Raw genomic sequence first — 16,324 nt, 5'->3', positions numbered from 1 at the left:
GGAACCTCCCTTTTATTCATTCGCATCAAGCGCTGCCAAGAACGCCTCGATGCCTTGCTGAAGCCGCGCCTTTGGAATGGCCGAGAAGTCACGCTCCAAGCGCAACTCGACTTTCCCATCCAGAGCGGTCACCCGCGCCTCACCTTCCGGACGGCCCATCCTCAGGGAGGTTTTGGATACCGATTTGCCCCCCTTTGAGCCTGCCTTTTTTGGCAAAATCAGCGCCTCCCGGAGCATTCCCAATTCGGCATCCTTGTCCCTCTCGGGATGCCCATTCAAGCGGTCAGCGATATCCTTTACCAGATCGGGACGCCCCTCGATCAGCTTATAAAGGTCCAGCCCCAAGGCCCTGGGAATTGCTTCGGGGTAGCGCACGGCACCCTCAAGAGCCTCCAAGACTCGGGCGAACTGCCTGATATAGGTCCGCTTTTGTTTTAGGGCTGAAGCATACAGCGATGAGACCGCCTCTGCCGCACCAATCCCCTCGTCGCGTGCATAAGACAGCGCAAGGTGCGCCATCTCGCCAAAGGACAGATCTTTGCGGATCAGGTTCTCGTCGACCATTTTGCGGTAGAGGCCAACAAGCGGTTCCCCGCGGGGAACCATCGCGGCGGGGATACGGCTGTACCGGGGGTCGCCTGTCTCCTCGGCCAACTGCCGAAAGGCCGACAGACGGCGGTAACCCTGAATAAGTTCAAAGCCGTGTTCTGTTTTCTCTACCCGGATCGGGTTTGAGAGCCCAACGTCCTTGATAGAGTCTTTCAGCTCATCCAATTCAGGGTCTGCATTGGCGGATCTGTCACGGGTTAGCTTGGAGGTCAGCACTTCGGACGTCTGGATCAGATCCGTGATCAAGCCAAGTTTTTTAAGCCGAACATGTTCATGCGCCAGCGCGTCGTTCTCGGCCCGGATCGCCGCTTCGGCATTGGCGCGGGCATGGGTCGCCTCGGCGGTTTCCGCAATCGCGCTGGCCATGGGTCCGCGCCGTATCGGGGCCGGTTCTTGATTTTGAGGCGGGTGCCCCTGCACATTATAGGCTTTGATCCCCAAGGCTGGCTGGTTCCCCGCGGGGAACGCTGCGGCGTCCTCTTCCGCGTCGAGTTCAAAGTTGATGTCGAAGACAGAACGTTTCTTGACCATCTTTTAATCCTCCAGTTCTTCCCACGCATTCACGAGCGTGGTTTGGAATTCATCATAGGCGCGGTCGAAAGACATACGCGCCCGCCGCCATGTTTCCCGAGTCATTTGCCTGTAATCCATTTCATAGATCGACGACAAAAACCGTCCCGACTGTTCAACAGCGCGGGTCATTTCGATCGGGTACTCTGCTACATGTGGCTTGAAAACCTGATGAAAAGCTGACTGCATCGCACGGTGCAGATCGTTATTCGGCTCAAACCGGGTGAGTAGAAACCGAATGTCAGCAAAAACCTTGTCAGGGTTGGTCCCCGACGGCAGCCGCCCCCGAAAGCGGCTGAGATCCCCCAAGGCCTCCGAAAGCTGACCGATAAAGCTCGTAGTGCTGTCGTATTCCCAATAGCCAGGGCCGGAGGGGACATAGAGCACGTCCGCCGCGAACACCGCGTTCATCGATTGATAGCCGATTGCGGGCGGGCAATCAAAGACGATCAAGTCATAAGCGTCGTCGGGCAACTGGTCGAGGTAGCGCGACACTGCCGCAAAGAATGACCATTCAGGATTGAGGTGCCGATACTGCGCACTGGCAAATTCGACAAAGGCCGCGTTGGCGCAACTTGGAATGATATCGATGGTGGGCCAGCTTGTCGGCTTAATGAAATCGGTCGCCCGCAGGTCGTTCAACCCCATGCCCGTGACCGACGGCGGCAGCTTGCGGTAGGGCAGGGCGGTCCCGCTCTCAGCACCGCCCGCCGTCGCGTTCATGCGCTCCGTCTCGCGAATAAGGTCACGGGCCATGACGCCCCAGACGGTGACCTCTTCCGAGACATCCGACAGGCCCATCGAGTGGCTCAGCGTCGCCTGCGGATCAAAGTCAACTGCCAGCACGCGGTAGCCGTCGAGGGCCGCAGCATGGGCGAAGTGTAGCGCGACGGTGCTTTTTCCCGCGCCCCCTTTGAAGTTCGCAATGGCCGCGCGGATGGCCCGCTTGCCGGCAGGGCGGGTCGGCATCAGGGAACGGCCTTTGATCTTGAGCTTACGCCGCAGCTCATTGATCTCTTCCAACGTGTACCATCGCTGCCGACCCTCTTCCTCGACCAGCCCTTCGGGCAAGGACGGGTCCGCCGCGAGGCGGCCGCGGAAGGTGGAGGGATTGATCTTGAGGATCAGCTCAGCCACTTCCCAACTTGAAAAGCGGCGCAGAGTCTTTTCCATTTCCGGTGAGTAGGTCTGCTGCCGAATGAACCCCTGCATCTTAAGGGATTGGGCCTGCAATTTCGTCAGGTCTGCGTAGGTGTACATGATCGCCCCTCATCTTTGTCTCCGCTACCGTTCCTCGCGTTCCCCGCGGGGAACCATATGAGAGAACTTCGGAACGCTAATCACTGATCTTTCCTAATTTACGCTGAAGTTGCCTTTATTGAAAAGCCCTATAATTTATGGACAGCCCGTATGGTTAGCCGCCATTTCTGCTAGTTGAACCCGATTCTCCCCGCCTGCATGTCAGCGCATCTGGGGGCACCGGGTGCCGTATATGGGGGGACACCACGGATCCCCGAGCTAGATATTGGGTGACAAAGTTGGGACATTGAGGGACACCCTTGATGACCCCCAATACCTTTATACCTGAAAATCATTAGTCTTAGACTGGGTTTTGCTGCGCGGCAAAATCAGCCTCTTGACAGAATCGATGGTTTGGACGCAAATCAGGGGGGAGGTCGGAAGGGCGTTGTGTCTTTCACTGCAACCTAGGATCCGGCAAGAGATCCAATCTGAGGCACAGAGCGTCTGCGCAGCGCGCAGACAGAGGGCAATCATGCAATTGGTCAAACCAGCAGGTCAGCGCGACGCTGCGCGCAAATATGACATCCTGACTGCTTTAGGTGCATACGCCTTGGCGCGCAATAAGCACGACCAGCGTTTGGTGCTGCGGATGATCACGCTGATGACGGCGCGCTACAACTGGGCACGCGATGAACTGGCTGTTGGCCAGCGGGAGATTGCCCGTCTGTGGTCTGTCGACGAACGGACAGTGAAGCGTGAGATGGCCAAGCTGCGCGGGTTGGGTTGGCTGGTGGTGAAGCGCCAAGGCGCGCGGGGGCGGGTAACGGAATATGGGCTCGACCTAGAGCGCATTCTAAGCATGACACAGGCGGAGTGGCCGAATGTTGGACCGGATTTCGATCTACGCATGAGCGGGAAACCCGAAGAAAGCCCGGTTGTGCCTTTGCCAGTAAAAGGCCATGTGCCGGAGCCTGATGTGAGCGATGGCACGGAGTGGGCCTTGGCGCAGGCGATCCTTTATGCCGAAGCGCCAGACGTCTATGGAAGTTGGCTGCGCAATTTGATCCGGGTTGGGCGGGCAGGGGGGCGGCTGACGCTGCGAGCGCCAAGCCGGTTTCACGGGTCTTACGTACAAACCCATCTTACGGCCAAAGCGCTCGCCGCCTGTCAAGCGGTGGACGCGGATGTCACTGAGGTCGTGATTGTTGTCTAGTATTCTGTTCCGCCTTACCCTTCCCGGGAATGCCGCTCGCCAATACAATTGCAAGCTGCATAGGGTCAGGATGCATTGATTTCGATCGCCCATATCACCGCTCGGAAAATGGAGCGGTGATATGGGCGATCTATTTTGGCTGACCGACGCGCAGATGGCCCGTTTGGCTCCCTTCTTTCCCAAGTCACATGGGAAGCCCCGGGTGGATGACAAGAGGGCGCTGAGCGGGATTATCTTCGTCAATCGCAATGGCTAGCGGTGGCGCGATGCGCGTGCTGCCTATGGTCTTCACAAGACGCTCTAGAGCCGGTGGAAGCGGTGGAGCAAGAAAAGGCATCTTCGCGCGGATGATGGCCGGGCTGGCGGCAGACCACGGCGAGAAGACGACCGTGATGATCGATGCGACGTACCTCAAAGTCCACCGAGCGGCGACCAGCATGGCCGCCAACAAAGGGGCGTGGTCGCCTGATCGGTCGAACTAAGGGCGGCATGAACACCAAGCTGCACGCCATCTGCGACAGTCAGGGATGACCGATCGACCTGTTCGTCACAGCCGGACAGGTCAGTGATTACATCGTTTGATATCTCACCCCACGCGGCTAATTCAGGACTATTTGGTTGGAGCGAAGCCGCCGCGGGATTTACCCTCTTAAAAACGTAGCGGTAGTATGCTTGATCGTGTCTGAATGAGTGTCCATCAGCAAGCAATTTTGGGACCGATTCAGTTTCTATGGCGTATTCCACGCTGAATGCTGAAGGCGGGCCAAGAGCAGGTCGACACCCGCGGCACCGTACATCGGTCGTTTCAGCATTCTCAGCCGGTTGATCCGGCCCTCTGTCTGACCGTTGGACCAGGGCTCACGATGCGCCGCCTCGACGGGTCCGAAATCCGCAGAGAGACCGCGAGGCAAAGCCGCCACTCCAGACGCCTTTGCCGTAACTAACTAGTCAGCCAGCCCGTCTTCCACGCCGTTACGGACCATGGAAGTGAAGGCCTCAAGAAACCGGCGATCCTGCGCCAATTGAGGGAGAGCGTGTTCAACCTGATCGGCGAAGATGCTGTCAGCTTTCGAGAGATGTTGCCGACCAGAAGTTATCATGCGTGCGATCTTGCGACTTGGAGGGCATTTGCCTGCGCCCTGCAGAATGGCAGCTTCAGCTCGTCGCTGGCGTGTGGCCCATTCGCCGATCACGCGGAGACTTCCTTGGAAACCGTCCGCTCGCAGCCGGCGCGGAAGTTCGGCGCCATTGCGACATCCGTCTTGCCAATACTGTTGGAGCAGCGGGAACCAAGGGGTCAGGCTGCTTTGCCGCAGCGTGAAGACGTCGTCCCGTTCAACGCTCAGGACACGCCGAACCAGACCTCAGCTTAGACCCGTGACCCGGACGATCCGCTTGACGGGCACGCCTTCCGCTCCCATCCGCTGGATCAGCACATTGGTTTTCTGACGCCATTGAAAGCCTTCGAATTGTAGGCGTTCCGCCGCCGTCAGAATACCGGGAGCCAGCTCGGCGCGGCAGACAGTTCTTCGTATGTCCGACATCGCTCGACGGACGCTGCCAGAAACGCATCGCTCGCATTGTGCATGAGATGCCAACGGTCAGCAACTTGGGTCGCATCAGAAGTGCTTCACAAATCGCCTGTCAGTATCCGCCATTCCGATCTCGCGCGACGATTTAGGTCTGCGGATGCTGGCGCAGCCAGGCGGCGACGGTCGCAGGCTCGCGATCCGGCAGCAGGTCGATGACGGCACGGCGTTCGAGATCGCAAATCAGCGCTCCATAGCGCTGTCCTTTGCGCCAAGCCCAGTCATCGATCCCGATGATGCGCGGTTCATTGCCATGGTCCGCACGCCTGACGCTGCCCCGCGGAGGAAGGTATCCGTGCTCACACACATAACCGAAGACAGCGTCCAAGTGCCTGAGCAGGCCGACCGCCCCTTCGCGCGACCGAGGTAGGGAACGAGGTCCTGAAATCGACCGGTCCGACGACCATGACGACTCGCAAGGTGGCGCGAAGCCCTTCAGGCAACAGGCTGGTGTCAAAACGCATTGTCGTGGTGATCATCTTCTTGAGCGTCTACGCAAAATGTAGGAGTGGGGCCGTCAAACTTCACACAATGTGCGCCAGAGCAACTATTGCATGCTTGTTCACACAAACGGCCACGGCTATACGCATCTGCCGTGATATCATGCAGCGCTACTTCAGTTAGTAAGAGGCCCTTCTCCTGCGACAGACGAAGTGCTTTTTCAACCGTTGTATTCCTGTCCATTTTCCTTGCGCAGATGTTATAGCAGGGGACTTTACGCCTCTGCATCCGCCGCCACGTGCGAAATTGGCGTCCGAGTATTAATCCGGGAGGTTTCGCGCGCGAAACCCTCTTCGTTCTTCTTACGTGCCTGTGCCGAGGGGGACGGGGGGATTACCGCTTAAGCAAGCAGTTAGGCGCATAGACCGCGGTGCCAATGGCTTGGCTACCAAGAAAACGCGGCAAGCCTATCTGATGGTGATCTTTAGCTTGCGACCGATCCTTCTTGGACCGACAGCGCGAATCCTCGCCAAACGGGCCGATGTGGCCGTTCTCATTATTCAGTCTGACCGCACTTGCCGCGCAATGGTCGAGAAAGTCGTTCGAGTATTACAGAATTTTTTCCAGGGCATCCGTGGGGCTGTGTCGCGTCAGATTTAGCGTCGGCGCGGGCAAGGTAGCAGTCGGAGAACGGAAACATTGGAGCTACTGTATAGCTTATTAGGCAAGCTAAGGCCGATCTGCTGCGATTGATACCTGAAGCTGAGATGCTTCAAGTTTGTGGTCTTGCCTCTACAGCTTCTTTGCTGTAGGGGCATGGGCCCTCATCCTCGCTCAGGTTATTATGTGTCATAGTAACTTGAATAGTCGCCGTAGCTATCGGCGTAGCCGTAGCGCTTCATTTTGTTGCCGTCGATCTGGCTTAGCACCAAACCACTCACCCGCACATTGACGCTTTGAAGGGACTTCAACCCATCAAGAACCTGGCGCTGAGGTGTGGTATCCCAGTGTACGGTGTAGATCACGGCATCGACAAGCTGTCCGATCACGCGGGCGTCAGGCACGGCGAGGACAGGTGGCGTGTCGATGATGATATGGTCGTAGTGCTCTCGAAGCCCTTTGATGAAGTCAGCGAAAGTGTTCGATGAAAACAAGTCGGCGGCGTTAATGTTCGATTTTTCACCGTACAAAATGTCGGCTTTGAGCGTTTCGTCATGCACGATGGCTTTTTCAAGCGGGACTTCACCAGAAATCACCGAGAGGAAGCCGCGCTCTTGATCGTGATTGAAATACTCATCCAACACGCGCCTTCTGATGTCGCCTTCAATCAATAGTACTTTGGCGCCGAGACCGGCAAAGTTCTGAGCAAGCGTAAGGGATTGAGTGGTCTTACCCTCGCCGGGAACCGAAGAGGTCGACATGATCACCTTTGGTTGTTTATCCAGGTTTGCGAGAAGCAACGAAGTGCGCAGGTTACGGACGGACTCGGCCGCAGCCGAATTAGGTTTCTGCGAGATGTATTCCAAAACGTTCCGGCGATGTTTGGCCGGAATTTTGGGAATCTGCCCGATGACGGAATGGCCAGTTTTCTCTTCAAGATCCTCCGGGGTGCGGAAGGTATTCTGTGCCATCTCGCGTAGTAGTACGGCACCGGCCCCGACCATAAGCCCCAAGATCAGTGAAAGGGCCAAAACCCGAGATTTACGGGGGGCGGAGGGCGTGGATGGCACCACGGCCCGGCTTAGCATCCTGCTGTCCGCCTGCTGGATCCCCTGTTGGATACTGGTCTCCTTGAGGCGGCTCAAAAAGGCTTCGTAGAGCAGTCGGCTTGCTTCGACTTCCCGCTGGAGCTGTTCGAGAATGACGAGCTCTTCGGACTGATTGTCAATCCGGGTGGTTACCTCAAAGATTGAGGCTTCGATCGCGTTGAGTTGAGAGGCGGCGCGGGTCGCTTCGAGCTCTGCCCGCGTAATCAAGGCTTCGGCCCGGGTCTCGAAGGCTGTTTCTGCTCCTACGCTCCCATCTTGGAGGCGCCGGTAGACCTGATTAAGGGCTGGATCATTTGCAACATCCACAAACGCGGCAGGACCGGAGGCTCGGGCTTCCTGCAACATTTGCAACCTGCCTTCTGTCGTTTCGGCCTGACCGATAAGCGTGGCGCGGCGGTCGCGCAGGTCTTTTAGCTGCCGGTTGAGAGCGGCAAGGGTTTCCGCGTTTACAAGCTGGGTATTCGTCGAGAAATCTTTGAGCTTCGCTTGCGCGGTTTCCAGTTCGATCTGGAGGCCGCTTACGCGTTCGCTCAACCAAGTCGTCGCCTGTTCGGTCTTCTCGAACTTTACGGAAATCTGATCTTGGATGTAGAGTTCGGCTAGCCGGTTCGCCATCGCGGCAGATTTATCGGGGTCTTGGGTGGTCACCGTGATTTCGAAGACAAAGCTCTGCCGCAGGTTGGAAGCCGAGATGGAATCGAGGACCTGGTTGATAGTAGAATCAAGAATAGCCCGTTCTGTTATCGGTCGCGTTTCCTGTGGCTCGGAGACGAGGCTGCGCACAAAATCGACGACCTGACCGATGGAAAAGCTGGGGGCGGGCTGTAGGAGGGTGTTGAACTCGGGGTCCTCAAGAAGATCCATGTCCATGACCAAATCTTCGATGAGACCGCGCGACCGCAGCACTTCAACTTCAGTATTGATTGTCGATTGGTCCCCACCAAGCCCTGTCACGACGCTCTCAATGTCCATCACCTGTTCTTGCCGGCTTTCAAGCGCGATCGCGGCCTTGGCAGTATAGACAGGGACGGCAAGACCGTAGGCATAGTAGCCCCCTAGGAGCAGGGCTATCAGCCCACAAAGCGCGATCCACGGTTTGCCGCGCCAAAGGGTGCGGAGCAGGCTAGAAAGATCAATTTCGTCATCGGTATCACGGTCCTGAAGGGTGCCTTCAGCAAATACTTGTCGCTGTTTCATGAAATACTATTCTCACGCAAATCGCTTGGTTGACCGTTAACTACACCGGTATGTCTGGTAATGCTATGAAAGATCGGTAAAAAGCTGTCCATGCATTGCCAGGGTGTGCCATTTGGTAGGCGATAGGAACTTCGGTTTTTGTTTGTCATACCACTGGTGCCGGCGTTACCCTACCTTATGAGGTAGAACTGCAGGTGAGATTTTAATCTTTCAGCCATTTCTTAAGGCGCGCGAATCGCGGAGATAGTCAAAGGGCCATTTTAGCTTGCATTTTATTTAGCCTGTGTCAGCCCTGTACGGCTTTCTAAAGTCTCAAATGGCAATGGGATACGCTGCCTACACTTGCCTTTCAGGCTCAGTTTAGGAAGCGAAAATTTGGGGATTTTCTTTTACTTTTAAAGACTTATGCCGTAATATGACCGTGAAGACCATGTCGAAGTTCTGTGGAAACGCTGGTGTATGGTGGTAGACTTCCACGCTTGACGGGGAGCCCACCAGTGCATCCTTTTTAGGGTGTATGACAAGATCGTTTTACGATATTACGCGTATTATTTTGTAGGGGTATCTAGTTTTGTTCGAACCGTGGATTTTGTTGGCGACCTTTCTGACCAGTTTGGCTATTGGTCTGCTTTTCATTGCATGGCCCGGCTTACTGATGAGCCAGGAGCACATGGAGCGTGACCTGGGGGCGCGGCAAGCGACTCATACGCGTCCCACGCCCCGGGTGGGCGGCATCGGTATCATTGTCGCGCTTGTTTTTGGGTGCTTCTATTATGCAGACCAGTTGAGCAGCGATCTGCTTTTGTCGCTGGCGGCGGCGCTGATCGTCTTTTTCGTTGGCTTGCGGGAGGATGTCTATCGGAACGTAAGCCCGCGCGCGCGACTTTTGGCCGCTTTTGCTGCGGCCGGGCTGGCGATTGCGCTGACGCGTACTGTTGTTCCGGACCTGGGATTGGTGGATAACTCGCTGGCCTATTTTGTCTTCCCCGCTATCGCCATCACGCTCCTGTGGTCGGCTGGTACTTGCCACGCGCTCAATCTGATCGATGGGCTTAACGGCCTTTCTTCGCTTTATAGTATGAGCGCAGCGGTAGGGTTTTTCACGATCGCGAGTTTCACTGGCGATGTGGATGTGCAGATCGTGGCGGGTTTGTTGGTTTCGGCAATGCTCGGGTTTTTCGTGCTGAACTGGCCCTTTGGGCGCATCTTTTTGGGCGATGCTGGGGCTTATGGGATCGGCCATGTTCTGGCGTGGCTGGGCATCGTATTGGTCGCGCGGAACCCTTCGGTCGCGGGGATGGCGGTTCTGCTTTTGCTGTTCTGGCCGGTGTGTGACACGCTCTTCTCGATCCTGCGGCGTCGGATGACGCGCAAGGCGACCGACCAGCCGGACCGGTTGCATTTCCATCATCTCGCGGTGCGCGCCTTGCCCCTACTGCGGAAACGCAGCCGGCGTAGCCAGTTCGACAACCCTTTGGCGAGCCTTCTTCTGTTGCCGTTTCTCGGTGCGCCAATCCTCACAGGGGTCCTGCTCTGGGATCAACCTATCGCGGCGAGTTTCGCGCTTGCGCTTTATATTTCCCTTTTCGCGCTCGGCTATGTCGTTGCTATGAAATATTTTACGTCGCATCGTTTCCGCCAGCCGCGCCGCTTCGTGCCGCTGTCGCTGAGCCGTAAGATAGAGGGGCGGCAGAACTCGCCTCTGTCGGGGACATATACGCGGGACGGGGAGAACTTTGATGTGTTGATCTACCGCGACAGTCCGACTGTTTATTGGACTTTGCAAGCGAAAGCAGCGGGCACGGGTGCGCTGATTCTCTATGGGAAGTTTCGCAACGATGTCATCGCTTATGAGCACTTTCTGCGGGATGCGGGAAGCGCCCAAGCAGCGTGAGCGCTGAGCGAAAGGTCACTCTGTGACCTTCGCCACATGAGCGCGGGGCAGGGAGGAGCGTACTTCCCTGCCCATCAAATCGATCAGCACGCCGACGCGCTCTGCGCTTGGCAAGGCTTCGATCCTTGTCACGAGTTCGGCAAACGGTCCGGTGAGGACGCGCACGCGATCTCCGACTTCCAGATCATCAGCACCTTTGTAAGCCTCTTCGGGATCGCAACGGTTCTGTAAGGCGCGGATCAGTTCTTCTGGAAGTGGTCTGGGGCGGCGGAGATCGTTCAAAATGAGGCGTGAAACGCCTCGCGTGCTGTTGATGGCGGTCCAGCCAGTTTGGCTGGGATCGAAGTTTACGAAGAGATAACCAGGGAAAAGCGGGCGCTCGGCGCTGCTCTTGTTTGGTCGGTTGTGAGGGCTTTGCAAAAGGACGGGCGAGAATGTCTCAAACCCCTGTCGTTTAAGATGAACCCGTGCTTGGGCGAGGCCATGCGGGCGCAGTTGGGCGACGAACCATCCTGATCTAATAGTATCGGACATCTATAGCTCTCTGGTCTTTTCTTGCGCTGACAATTGAAAGCGCGCGCCGATGGCGCGCGCAAACTGTTGGAAGGAGGCTCAGAGGTCGGCAGGGCTAGCCCACCACCAGCTTAGTTAACTGAGCTGGCCACACTGGAAATAATAGAGGGGGTGATCTGCGTGATGACCCGGTTCCAACGTGTGACTGGCTGCTCGGCGACGAAAATGATATCGTTCGGACGCAGCTCCATCCTCGTGGCCAGAATTAGGTTGGTCGCATTGCGGGCGTCGAGGTTCCATGCGGTCACTGCGCCGAATTCACGTGGGTCATTCGAGCCGCGCAAAACGTAGATTTGCGAGGGGTTCCCGGTCATCGTGTCGATTCCGCCTTCGGAGTAAAGCGCATCCGCGAGGGTGGATTTTCGGCCGAAAGGCAGGGTGAAGCGACCGGACTTGGTCACTTCGCCGGCGAGATAGGCGTAGTCCCGATCTACCGCGTCATTGGCGAGCTGTGCTTCGAAGTTTGCCCGGCCTTCTTGCAGTGAGGCACGGCGAAGGTTCACGACGGATGTGAGCTCGGCTAGCGCCTGGGAGCGCGCTTGTTGGCGAAATTGCTGGAGGGTGATCTGCTCCGCGAAATATGCCTGCGCCCGATCGAGCTGGTACTCGGTGTCGACAAACACGCTGTCCCCTGCGATGAGGCGGGTTTTCTGAAGGTCGGGCCGACGTAGGTACTGTTCAAGCGGGATTTGATAGAGGTCACCGTCCCGGTACAGGCGGATCGAAGCGTATTCGAGATCAGGGGTTTGGATACCGCCTGCGCCCGCGACGGCTTGGTCCAACGTAAGCTGTGTCAAAGTAATCGGGATCACGGTGGGGTTGCCGACAGCACCGCCGACAGAAACCCGTTTGGAATTGAACTCAGCAATCTCAAGGCTGAAGGAGGGGTCGATCTGCGCTTCAAGCAAGCGTTGGAAGAGTGCCGCTTCGGCTTCTTCCAATGTCAGATCTGAGACTTTGACGCGGCCGACATCGGGAATGGCGATCGCCCCGTCATCCTGAACGGTGTAGCCTTGCCGCCGGTTTTGCGCGGCGAGCAGGCCGCTGAGCTCTTCGACCGTGCTGCTGCCACTGCGCGTCGCCAGCAAAAGCACATCCCCGACGCCGATATGATAGGTCGTGTTAGGCGGGGTGTTGGGGACGCGAAGCGCGAGGTTGCCGGGCTTCGTCTGAATTTGGGAAACAGGCGAAGGCGTCGGCCCCGCGCCGCGCAAGCCGCCTGCGCCGCCGGCGGTCTGGAAGAACACAGCCGGGAGCTGTTTGGGTTCATAGGTTGATCTATTCGCAGCCAGAACGGTTTCCGAGGTCAAAGGTACGATACGGACCTTGCTGCCAGCATCGGTGACTTTCGGAGAGACATAGGCCACCCCGCAACCGCTGAGGAGTATCAGAGTTGAAGCAGCGATAAGACGTTTAAACATTAAGGAACCTCGGAATAAAAACGAACGGCAGCGTGTGAACGCAAGAAGGGCCTAGGAACTAAAACTCGCAAATCGGCATGGACCTGTTTGCACGGCATTAAACATCCTCCAACCGGATGTAGCCAAGATCCGGGCCAATCCATTGCCGGGACGCGACGACTTTGCCCCCAGACATTTGATAGCTGTTCTTAAAGCTGTGATCTTTGCCATAGCAGGTTTCTGTGATCTGCGCATTTCCGCTATAGTTGCAGATGTAGCTCTTGATCACAATCTGATCTTCGCCATCGAGATAGCGATGAACGCGGACGGCTTGGCCGCCATGGCGCAAGCCCTCGAGCACTTCGGCGACATCGCCGCTCATCAAGTCAAAGCCAAGGCCGCGGGTGCCGACAAGCACCCCTTCTTTGAGGCTCAGTGAGATATTGTCGGGGGTGAAATAGGTTTCGACATTGCGATTCACTCCCTTACGCACGAGGATTGAGGCCCGTTCATTTTGCTCGAGCTGAGCGATCATCAAAGACGTGTGCTGAAACCGTTGACGCACCTCAGGGGTCACCTGCCGCCGAATGTCTGCCATGCTGGAGGGTTTCGAGGCGGGTTGCGTAAAGCCGAGAAGGGCCTGACCGATGGGGCCGAGGATGCTCTGCTGCGTTTGGCCCGACCCGCAGGCGGTCAATAGCCCCAGAAGGGACAAGACGGCGATAGATTTAAATTTCATTTCCAGAACCTGCCCCAGCTGTCTTTCAATTCGGGTGTATGATAGCCTCGCACGCTTTCGTAGAGACGGTTTCTGACCTTCAGCCTTGCACCCCCGTCGCGTGTCAGCGGTTGGATCACAGCCTTATAGGTTTTGTCCGAAGGTTCGCCCAATACATGCGACAGCGGCACGGTAAAGCGCAGACCTTTGTCAAAAGACCCTTCGCCGAAATCGTCAAATGAGACATCGGTGAAGGTGGCGTAGGCGCCGATGCTCCAGCCATTTGCGAAGACGCGGTCGAGGGTAAAGGTCGCGCCGTAGTCGCCCGCCAGATAGCGGCCCGCGTCCACTTGGCCAAGGTAGCCGTTTCCAAAGTCGTAATAGGCAGAGAGGTGACCTGTCGCGATTTCGTAGTCCCGGAAGCCGAACCTTTGGTCGAAATCGCGCTGCACTGCGTAATTCACCTCTGCACCCAAAGCCAAACGGCTGGCGACGGGTTTCCAAAGCAATTCACTTGAAACGCCCCCGAATTGCGATTCGAGGTAGCCTGCGGTGACCCGGGCGTAGAGATCTTTGCCGGGTCGGAAGTAATGCGCGAGTGTCAGATGCTCTAAAGCGGTTTCCCCCTCGCGCGCGTAGATCGCGGATTCGGACCGAACCCGCGGCAGCACGGAATTAGACCCGCGGGCCGCGTCACCGATATTTCCCGCCAGCCGCTGTTCAATGCTGCCTGAAAGGAACCAGCCCGGCGCAATGTCGTAACGCCCTTGCAGCCGCAGGCCGGTGTCAAGGCGTACCGGCTCGTCCGGATCGAAGTAGCTCGCGTTTAGGTAGGGGCCGACGGACCAAGTCAGTTTAGGGTAGTGGTCGCCATGATAGGTTGCACCATCCAAGCTACCTGCGGCATCCTCAATATCCGCGCGGGCGTAGGTCTGCCATGATCCGTCTGCCTCATGCTCCAAATCCTCGATGTCCGACCGGTGCAATGTGGTGGCGGAGAGCGGAATGCCGTTCTCAAGCGGGACCACGGTAAAGCTTTCCACCGATGCTGGCATGACCTGCGTCAGGATGCGCGCCGTGCGCCCGATGGCTTCGGGGCGGGCAAGATAACGCTCGTTACGAATGTGGACCGTCACGGCATTCGGGCTGATTTTCATTGCCTCCAGCGCCATACCGTCGCTGGCAAGCAGCGTGCCAGTTTGCTCGCGCAGGCTGGAGTCGATGCCAACGGCCTGTGTCCAACCAAGATCGGACGCCGCCCCCGGCGCGCGCCGCTTTACTGGCAAGGGTGCCGGACCCTTACCACCGTTTACGAGGGGGTGCCTAGGGTTGTTCCGGAGGTTCAGCGAGAAGCCGAATGTTGAGCCGTAAAGGTAATGCGCCTGCAGGTGGATGTTGTCGCGGATCTCGTAGTCGAGGCCAAAGTTGAACGGCGACTTATGCTCGAACGAGCCGTATCGGGTTTCAATTGCATAGTCGTCCGAGGAATACTCAGCCTTCAACGTGAGCTTGTCCGTCGCCTGCCAAGCCACCCCGCCAAAGAACGCGGCATCCCCCCGGAACCAGCCTGCCGCTTCGATCTCCCCGCCGCGGCCAAAGTCTCGGTCCGGTCTGGTGTCGAAGCGGTCGTTGATGACGCCAAGCGGGTTGGAGAAGCCGTTGTAGCTGCCAAGCCGCCCCCACCCGATGCCCCCCGTGAAGGTCAGGCGGGGGGTGACGCTTTTCGTGGCGACAATATATTCCGCCGTGTAAACGCCCGTGCCGATAAAGTCCTGCAAACCAACTGCGATCGCCGGCCGGCTGCTGGTTTCATCCACAAAGCGATACCGCAGGTCGAAGGAGCGGTCGAAAAGAACGCCGCCCCCAGCCGAGAAATCGTCGATCTTGCTGTAGCGGAAGCTGCCGGAAAGTCGCGGGGTGATCTGAAAGCTCAGCGTGGTACGGGCGGTATTGGCGAACTGGCTATATGTCGCCGTCAACTCAGCATCTTCCGCGCTCTGCGCCGTGGGCATGTCGACTAGCCCAACGGTGCCATAGGTCGTATAAGAATAGCCTTCCGTCTGCGCCGCGGCGGGCAACAAGAGCAGACCGACCCCCACCATCGCGCGTGGCGTCCGGCGGCGTGATGCAGGCTTTGCGCGAGGCTTGTGGGTCATATGTCTCTCCGTTCCTTGAAGGAAGGGATACTTGTTCAGCCGCGGCAGGGCAATCGCTGTGCGAGTCTCTCCGGCTTTCGAGAGCCTTGAGAAGTTTGATGTGGCCTATCGGTCGCAGTCGCGTTAACCGAAGGGTTCGCAGGACCATAACAAAGTAGGACTCGGGGGGCGGTATGCGCAGGGGGATCACATCGTGGTTGAAAAGCTGGAAGAAGCACGGCCGCGTGGAGGTGGAAGGCGTTCCTGACGATTTCGCGCCTGAGATACCGTTTTTCGCCGTTGGTGACATCCATGGTTGCGCGGGGCTTCTGGATGCCATGTTGCTACAGTTAGGGGCTGCGGCATCCGGCGAAGAAACGCGCGTATTCCTCGGGGACTACATTGATCGGGGGCCGGACTCTCGGGATGTTCTCATGCGGTTATGGGGCCTCTCACAAGGGCATCCAGATAAAGTGGTCTGCTTGATGGGCAATCACGAGCGCATGATGCTCGACTTTATTGATGACCCGGCAGGCACGGGTGCGGAATGGCTGAGGTTCGGGGGCGTGGAAACCCTTCGTAGTTTTGGGATTCCGGCTGAAAAGAAGACACTAGACAGTGCCGCATCAATCGACCTCGCCAACGCTCTAGAGGCCGCGCTGCCGGCCGGCATGCAGGAATGGCTGCGGGGTCTGCCGCTCCAATGGTCGAGCGGTAATATGCACTGCGTCCATGCGGCGATGTCCCCGAAGCGTCACCCCAAGGCGCAGCGCGAGGAGGCGCTTTTGTGGGGGCACCCGAAGTTCTTTAGCGAGCCCCGTGAGGACGGGGTGTTTGTCGTTCACGGGCACACGATTGTCGAGATCGCGAGCATATCGGCGAGCCGGGTGTCTTTAGATACAGGGGCCTATAAAACGGGCCGGTTGACAGCGGCTCGTGTCTCGGAAAGCACCTGCGATTTCTTCCAAGCTTAG

Annotated in this window: 12 protein-coding genes and 1 pseudogene; 4 read left to right on the top strand and 9 right to left on the bottom strand. The window is 57.5% G+C overall.

Annotation, left to right across the window (positions count from 1 at the left end; all coding sequences use genetic code 11):
* Nucleotides 1–12: 12 nt before the first annotated feature.
* Both ACGYK4_RS16495 and ACGYK4_RS16490 read right to left on the bottom strand, forming a co-directional pair.
* The gene (locus ACGYK4_RS16495) at nt 13–1,140 is read right to left on the bottom strand and encodes a ParB/RepB/Spo0J family partition protein (RefSeq protein ID WP_394457475.1); all 1,128 of its coding nucleotides are present in this window, start codon (nt 1,138–1,140) and stop codon (nt 13–15) included.
* A gap of 3 nt (nt 1,141–1,143) precedes the next feature.
* Nucleotides 1,144–2,439 carry an AAA family ATPase gene (locus ACGYK4_RS16490; protein ID WP_394457474.1) on the bottom strand — a complete coding sequence of 432 codons (1,296 nt, stop codon included), beginning with the start codon at nt 2,437–2,439 and terminating at the stop codon, nt 1,144–1,146.
* Nucleotides 2,440–2,953: 514 nt separating this feature from the next.
* Here ACGYK4_RS16490 and ACGYK4_RS16485 point away from each other — a divergent pair.
* Entirely contained in the window at nt 2,954–3,634 is a 681-nt protein-coding gene (locus tag ACGYK4_RS16485; RefSeq protein ID WP_394457473.1) for a hypothetical protein, read from the top strand.
* A gap of 121 nt (nt 3,635–3,755) precedes the next feature.
* Nucleotides 3,756–4,162, top strand: a pseudogene (locus ACGYK4_RS16480) (IS5 family transposase); the annotation flags it as partial.
* A gap of 416 nt (nt 4,163–4,578) precedes the next feature.
* Here ACGYK4_RS16480 and ACGYK4_RS16475 read toward each other — a convergent pair.
* The 3 genes from ACGYK4_RS16475 to ACGYK4_RS16465 form a co-directional block, all read right to left on the bottom strand.
* The gene (locus ACGYK4_RS16475) at nt 4,579–4,827 is read right to left on the bottom strand and encodes a hypothetical protein (protein WP_394457472.1); all 249 of its coding nucleotides are present in this window, start codon (nt 4,825–4,827) and stop codon (nt 4,579–4,581) included.
* A 484-nt stretch (nt 4,828–5,311) separates the two neighbouring features.
* The gene (locus ACGYK4_RS16470; RefSeq protein ID WP_394457471.1) at nt 5,312–5,551 is read right to left on the bottom strand and encodes a transposase; all 240 of its coding nucleotides are present in this window, start codon (nt 5,549–5,551) and stop codon (nt 5,312–5,314) included.
* Nucleotides 5,552–6,506: 955 nt separating this feature from the next.
* Complete coding sequence (locus ACGYK4_RS16465) at nt 6,507–8,630, bottom strand: GumC family protein (RefSeq protein ID WP_394457469.1); 2,124 nt, start codon at nt 8,628–8,630, stop codon at nt 6,507–6,509.
* Between the two features lie 592 nt (nt 8,631–9,222).
* On the opposite strand from ACGYK4_RS16465, the gene ACGYK4_RS16460 reads away from it, so the two are divergent.
* On the top strand, nt 9,223–10,524 hold the full coding sequence (locus ACGYK4_RS16460; RefSeq protein ID WP_394457468.1) for a glycosyltransferase family 4 protein: 1,302 nt from the start codon (nt 9,223–9,225) through the stop codon (nt 10,522–10,524).
* Between the two features lie 15 nt (nt 10,525–10,539).
* Here ACGYK4_RS16460 and ACGYK4_RS16455 read toward each other — a convergent pair whose 3' ends face one another.
* The 4 genes from ACGYK4_RS16455 to ACGYK4_RS16440 form a co-directional block, all read right to left on the bottom strand.
* Nucleotides 10,540–11,058 (bottom strand): transcription termination/antitermination protein NusG, encoded by a 519-nt coding sequence (locus ACGYK4_RS16455; protein ID WP_394457467.1) that lies wholly within the window; start codon nt 11,056–11,058, stop codon nt 10,540–10,542.
* A gap of 110 nt (nt 11,059–11,168) precedes the next feature.
* Entirely contained in the window at nt 11,169–12,518 is a 1,350-nt protein-coding gene (locus ACGYK4_RS16450; RefSeq protein ID WP_394457466.1) for a polysaccharide biosynthesis/export family protein, read from the bottom strand.
* Nucleotides 12,519–12,615: 97 nt separating this feature from the next.
* On the bottom strand, nt 12,616–13,095 hold the full coding sequence (locus ACGYK4_RS16445) for a YjbF family lipoprotein (protein ID WP_394457465.1): 480 nt from the start codon (nt 13,093–13,095) through the stop codon (nt 12,616–12,618).
* Nucleotides 13,096–13,232: 137 nt separating this feature from the next.
* Nucleotides 13,233–15,371 (bottom strand): YjbH domain-containing protein, encoded by a 2,139-nt coding sequence (locus ACGYK4_RS16440; RefSeq protein ID WP_394457464.1) that lies wholly within the window; start codon nt 15,369–15,371, stop codon nt 13,233–13,235.
* Nucleotides 15,372–15,544: 173 nt separating this feature from the next.
* Between ACGYK4_RS16440 and ACGYK4_RS16435 the strand changes: the two genes are divergently transcribed.
* Nucleotides 15,545–16,324, top strand: coding sequence for a metallophosphoesterase family protein (locus tag ACGYK4_RS16435; protein WP_394457463.1), 780 nt, complete (start codon nt 15,545–15,547; stop codon nt 16,322–16,324).

This window comes from Sulfitobacter sp. 1A13368 (genome assembly GCF_043557275.1).
Taxonomy (GTDB): domain Bacteria; phylum Pseudomonadota; class Alphaproteobacteria; order Rhodobacterales; family Rhodobacteraceae; genus Sulfitobacter; species Sulfitobacter faviae.
The sequence above is the reverse complement of the archived record's forward strand: the minus strand, read 5'-3'. Positions and strand labels throughout refer to the sequence as shown.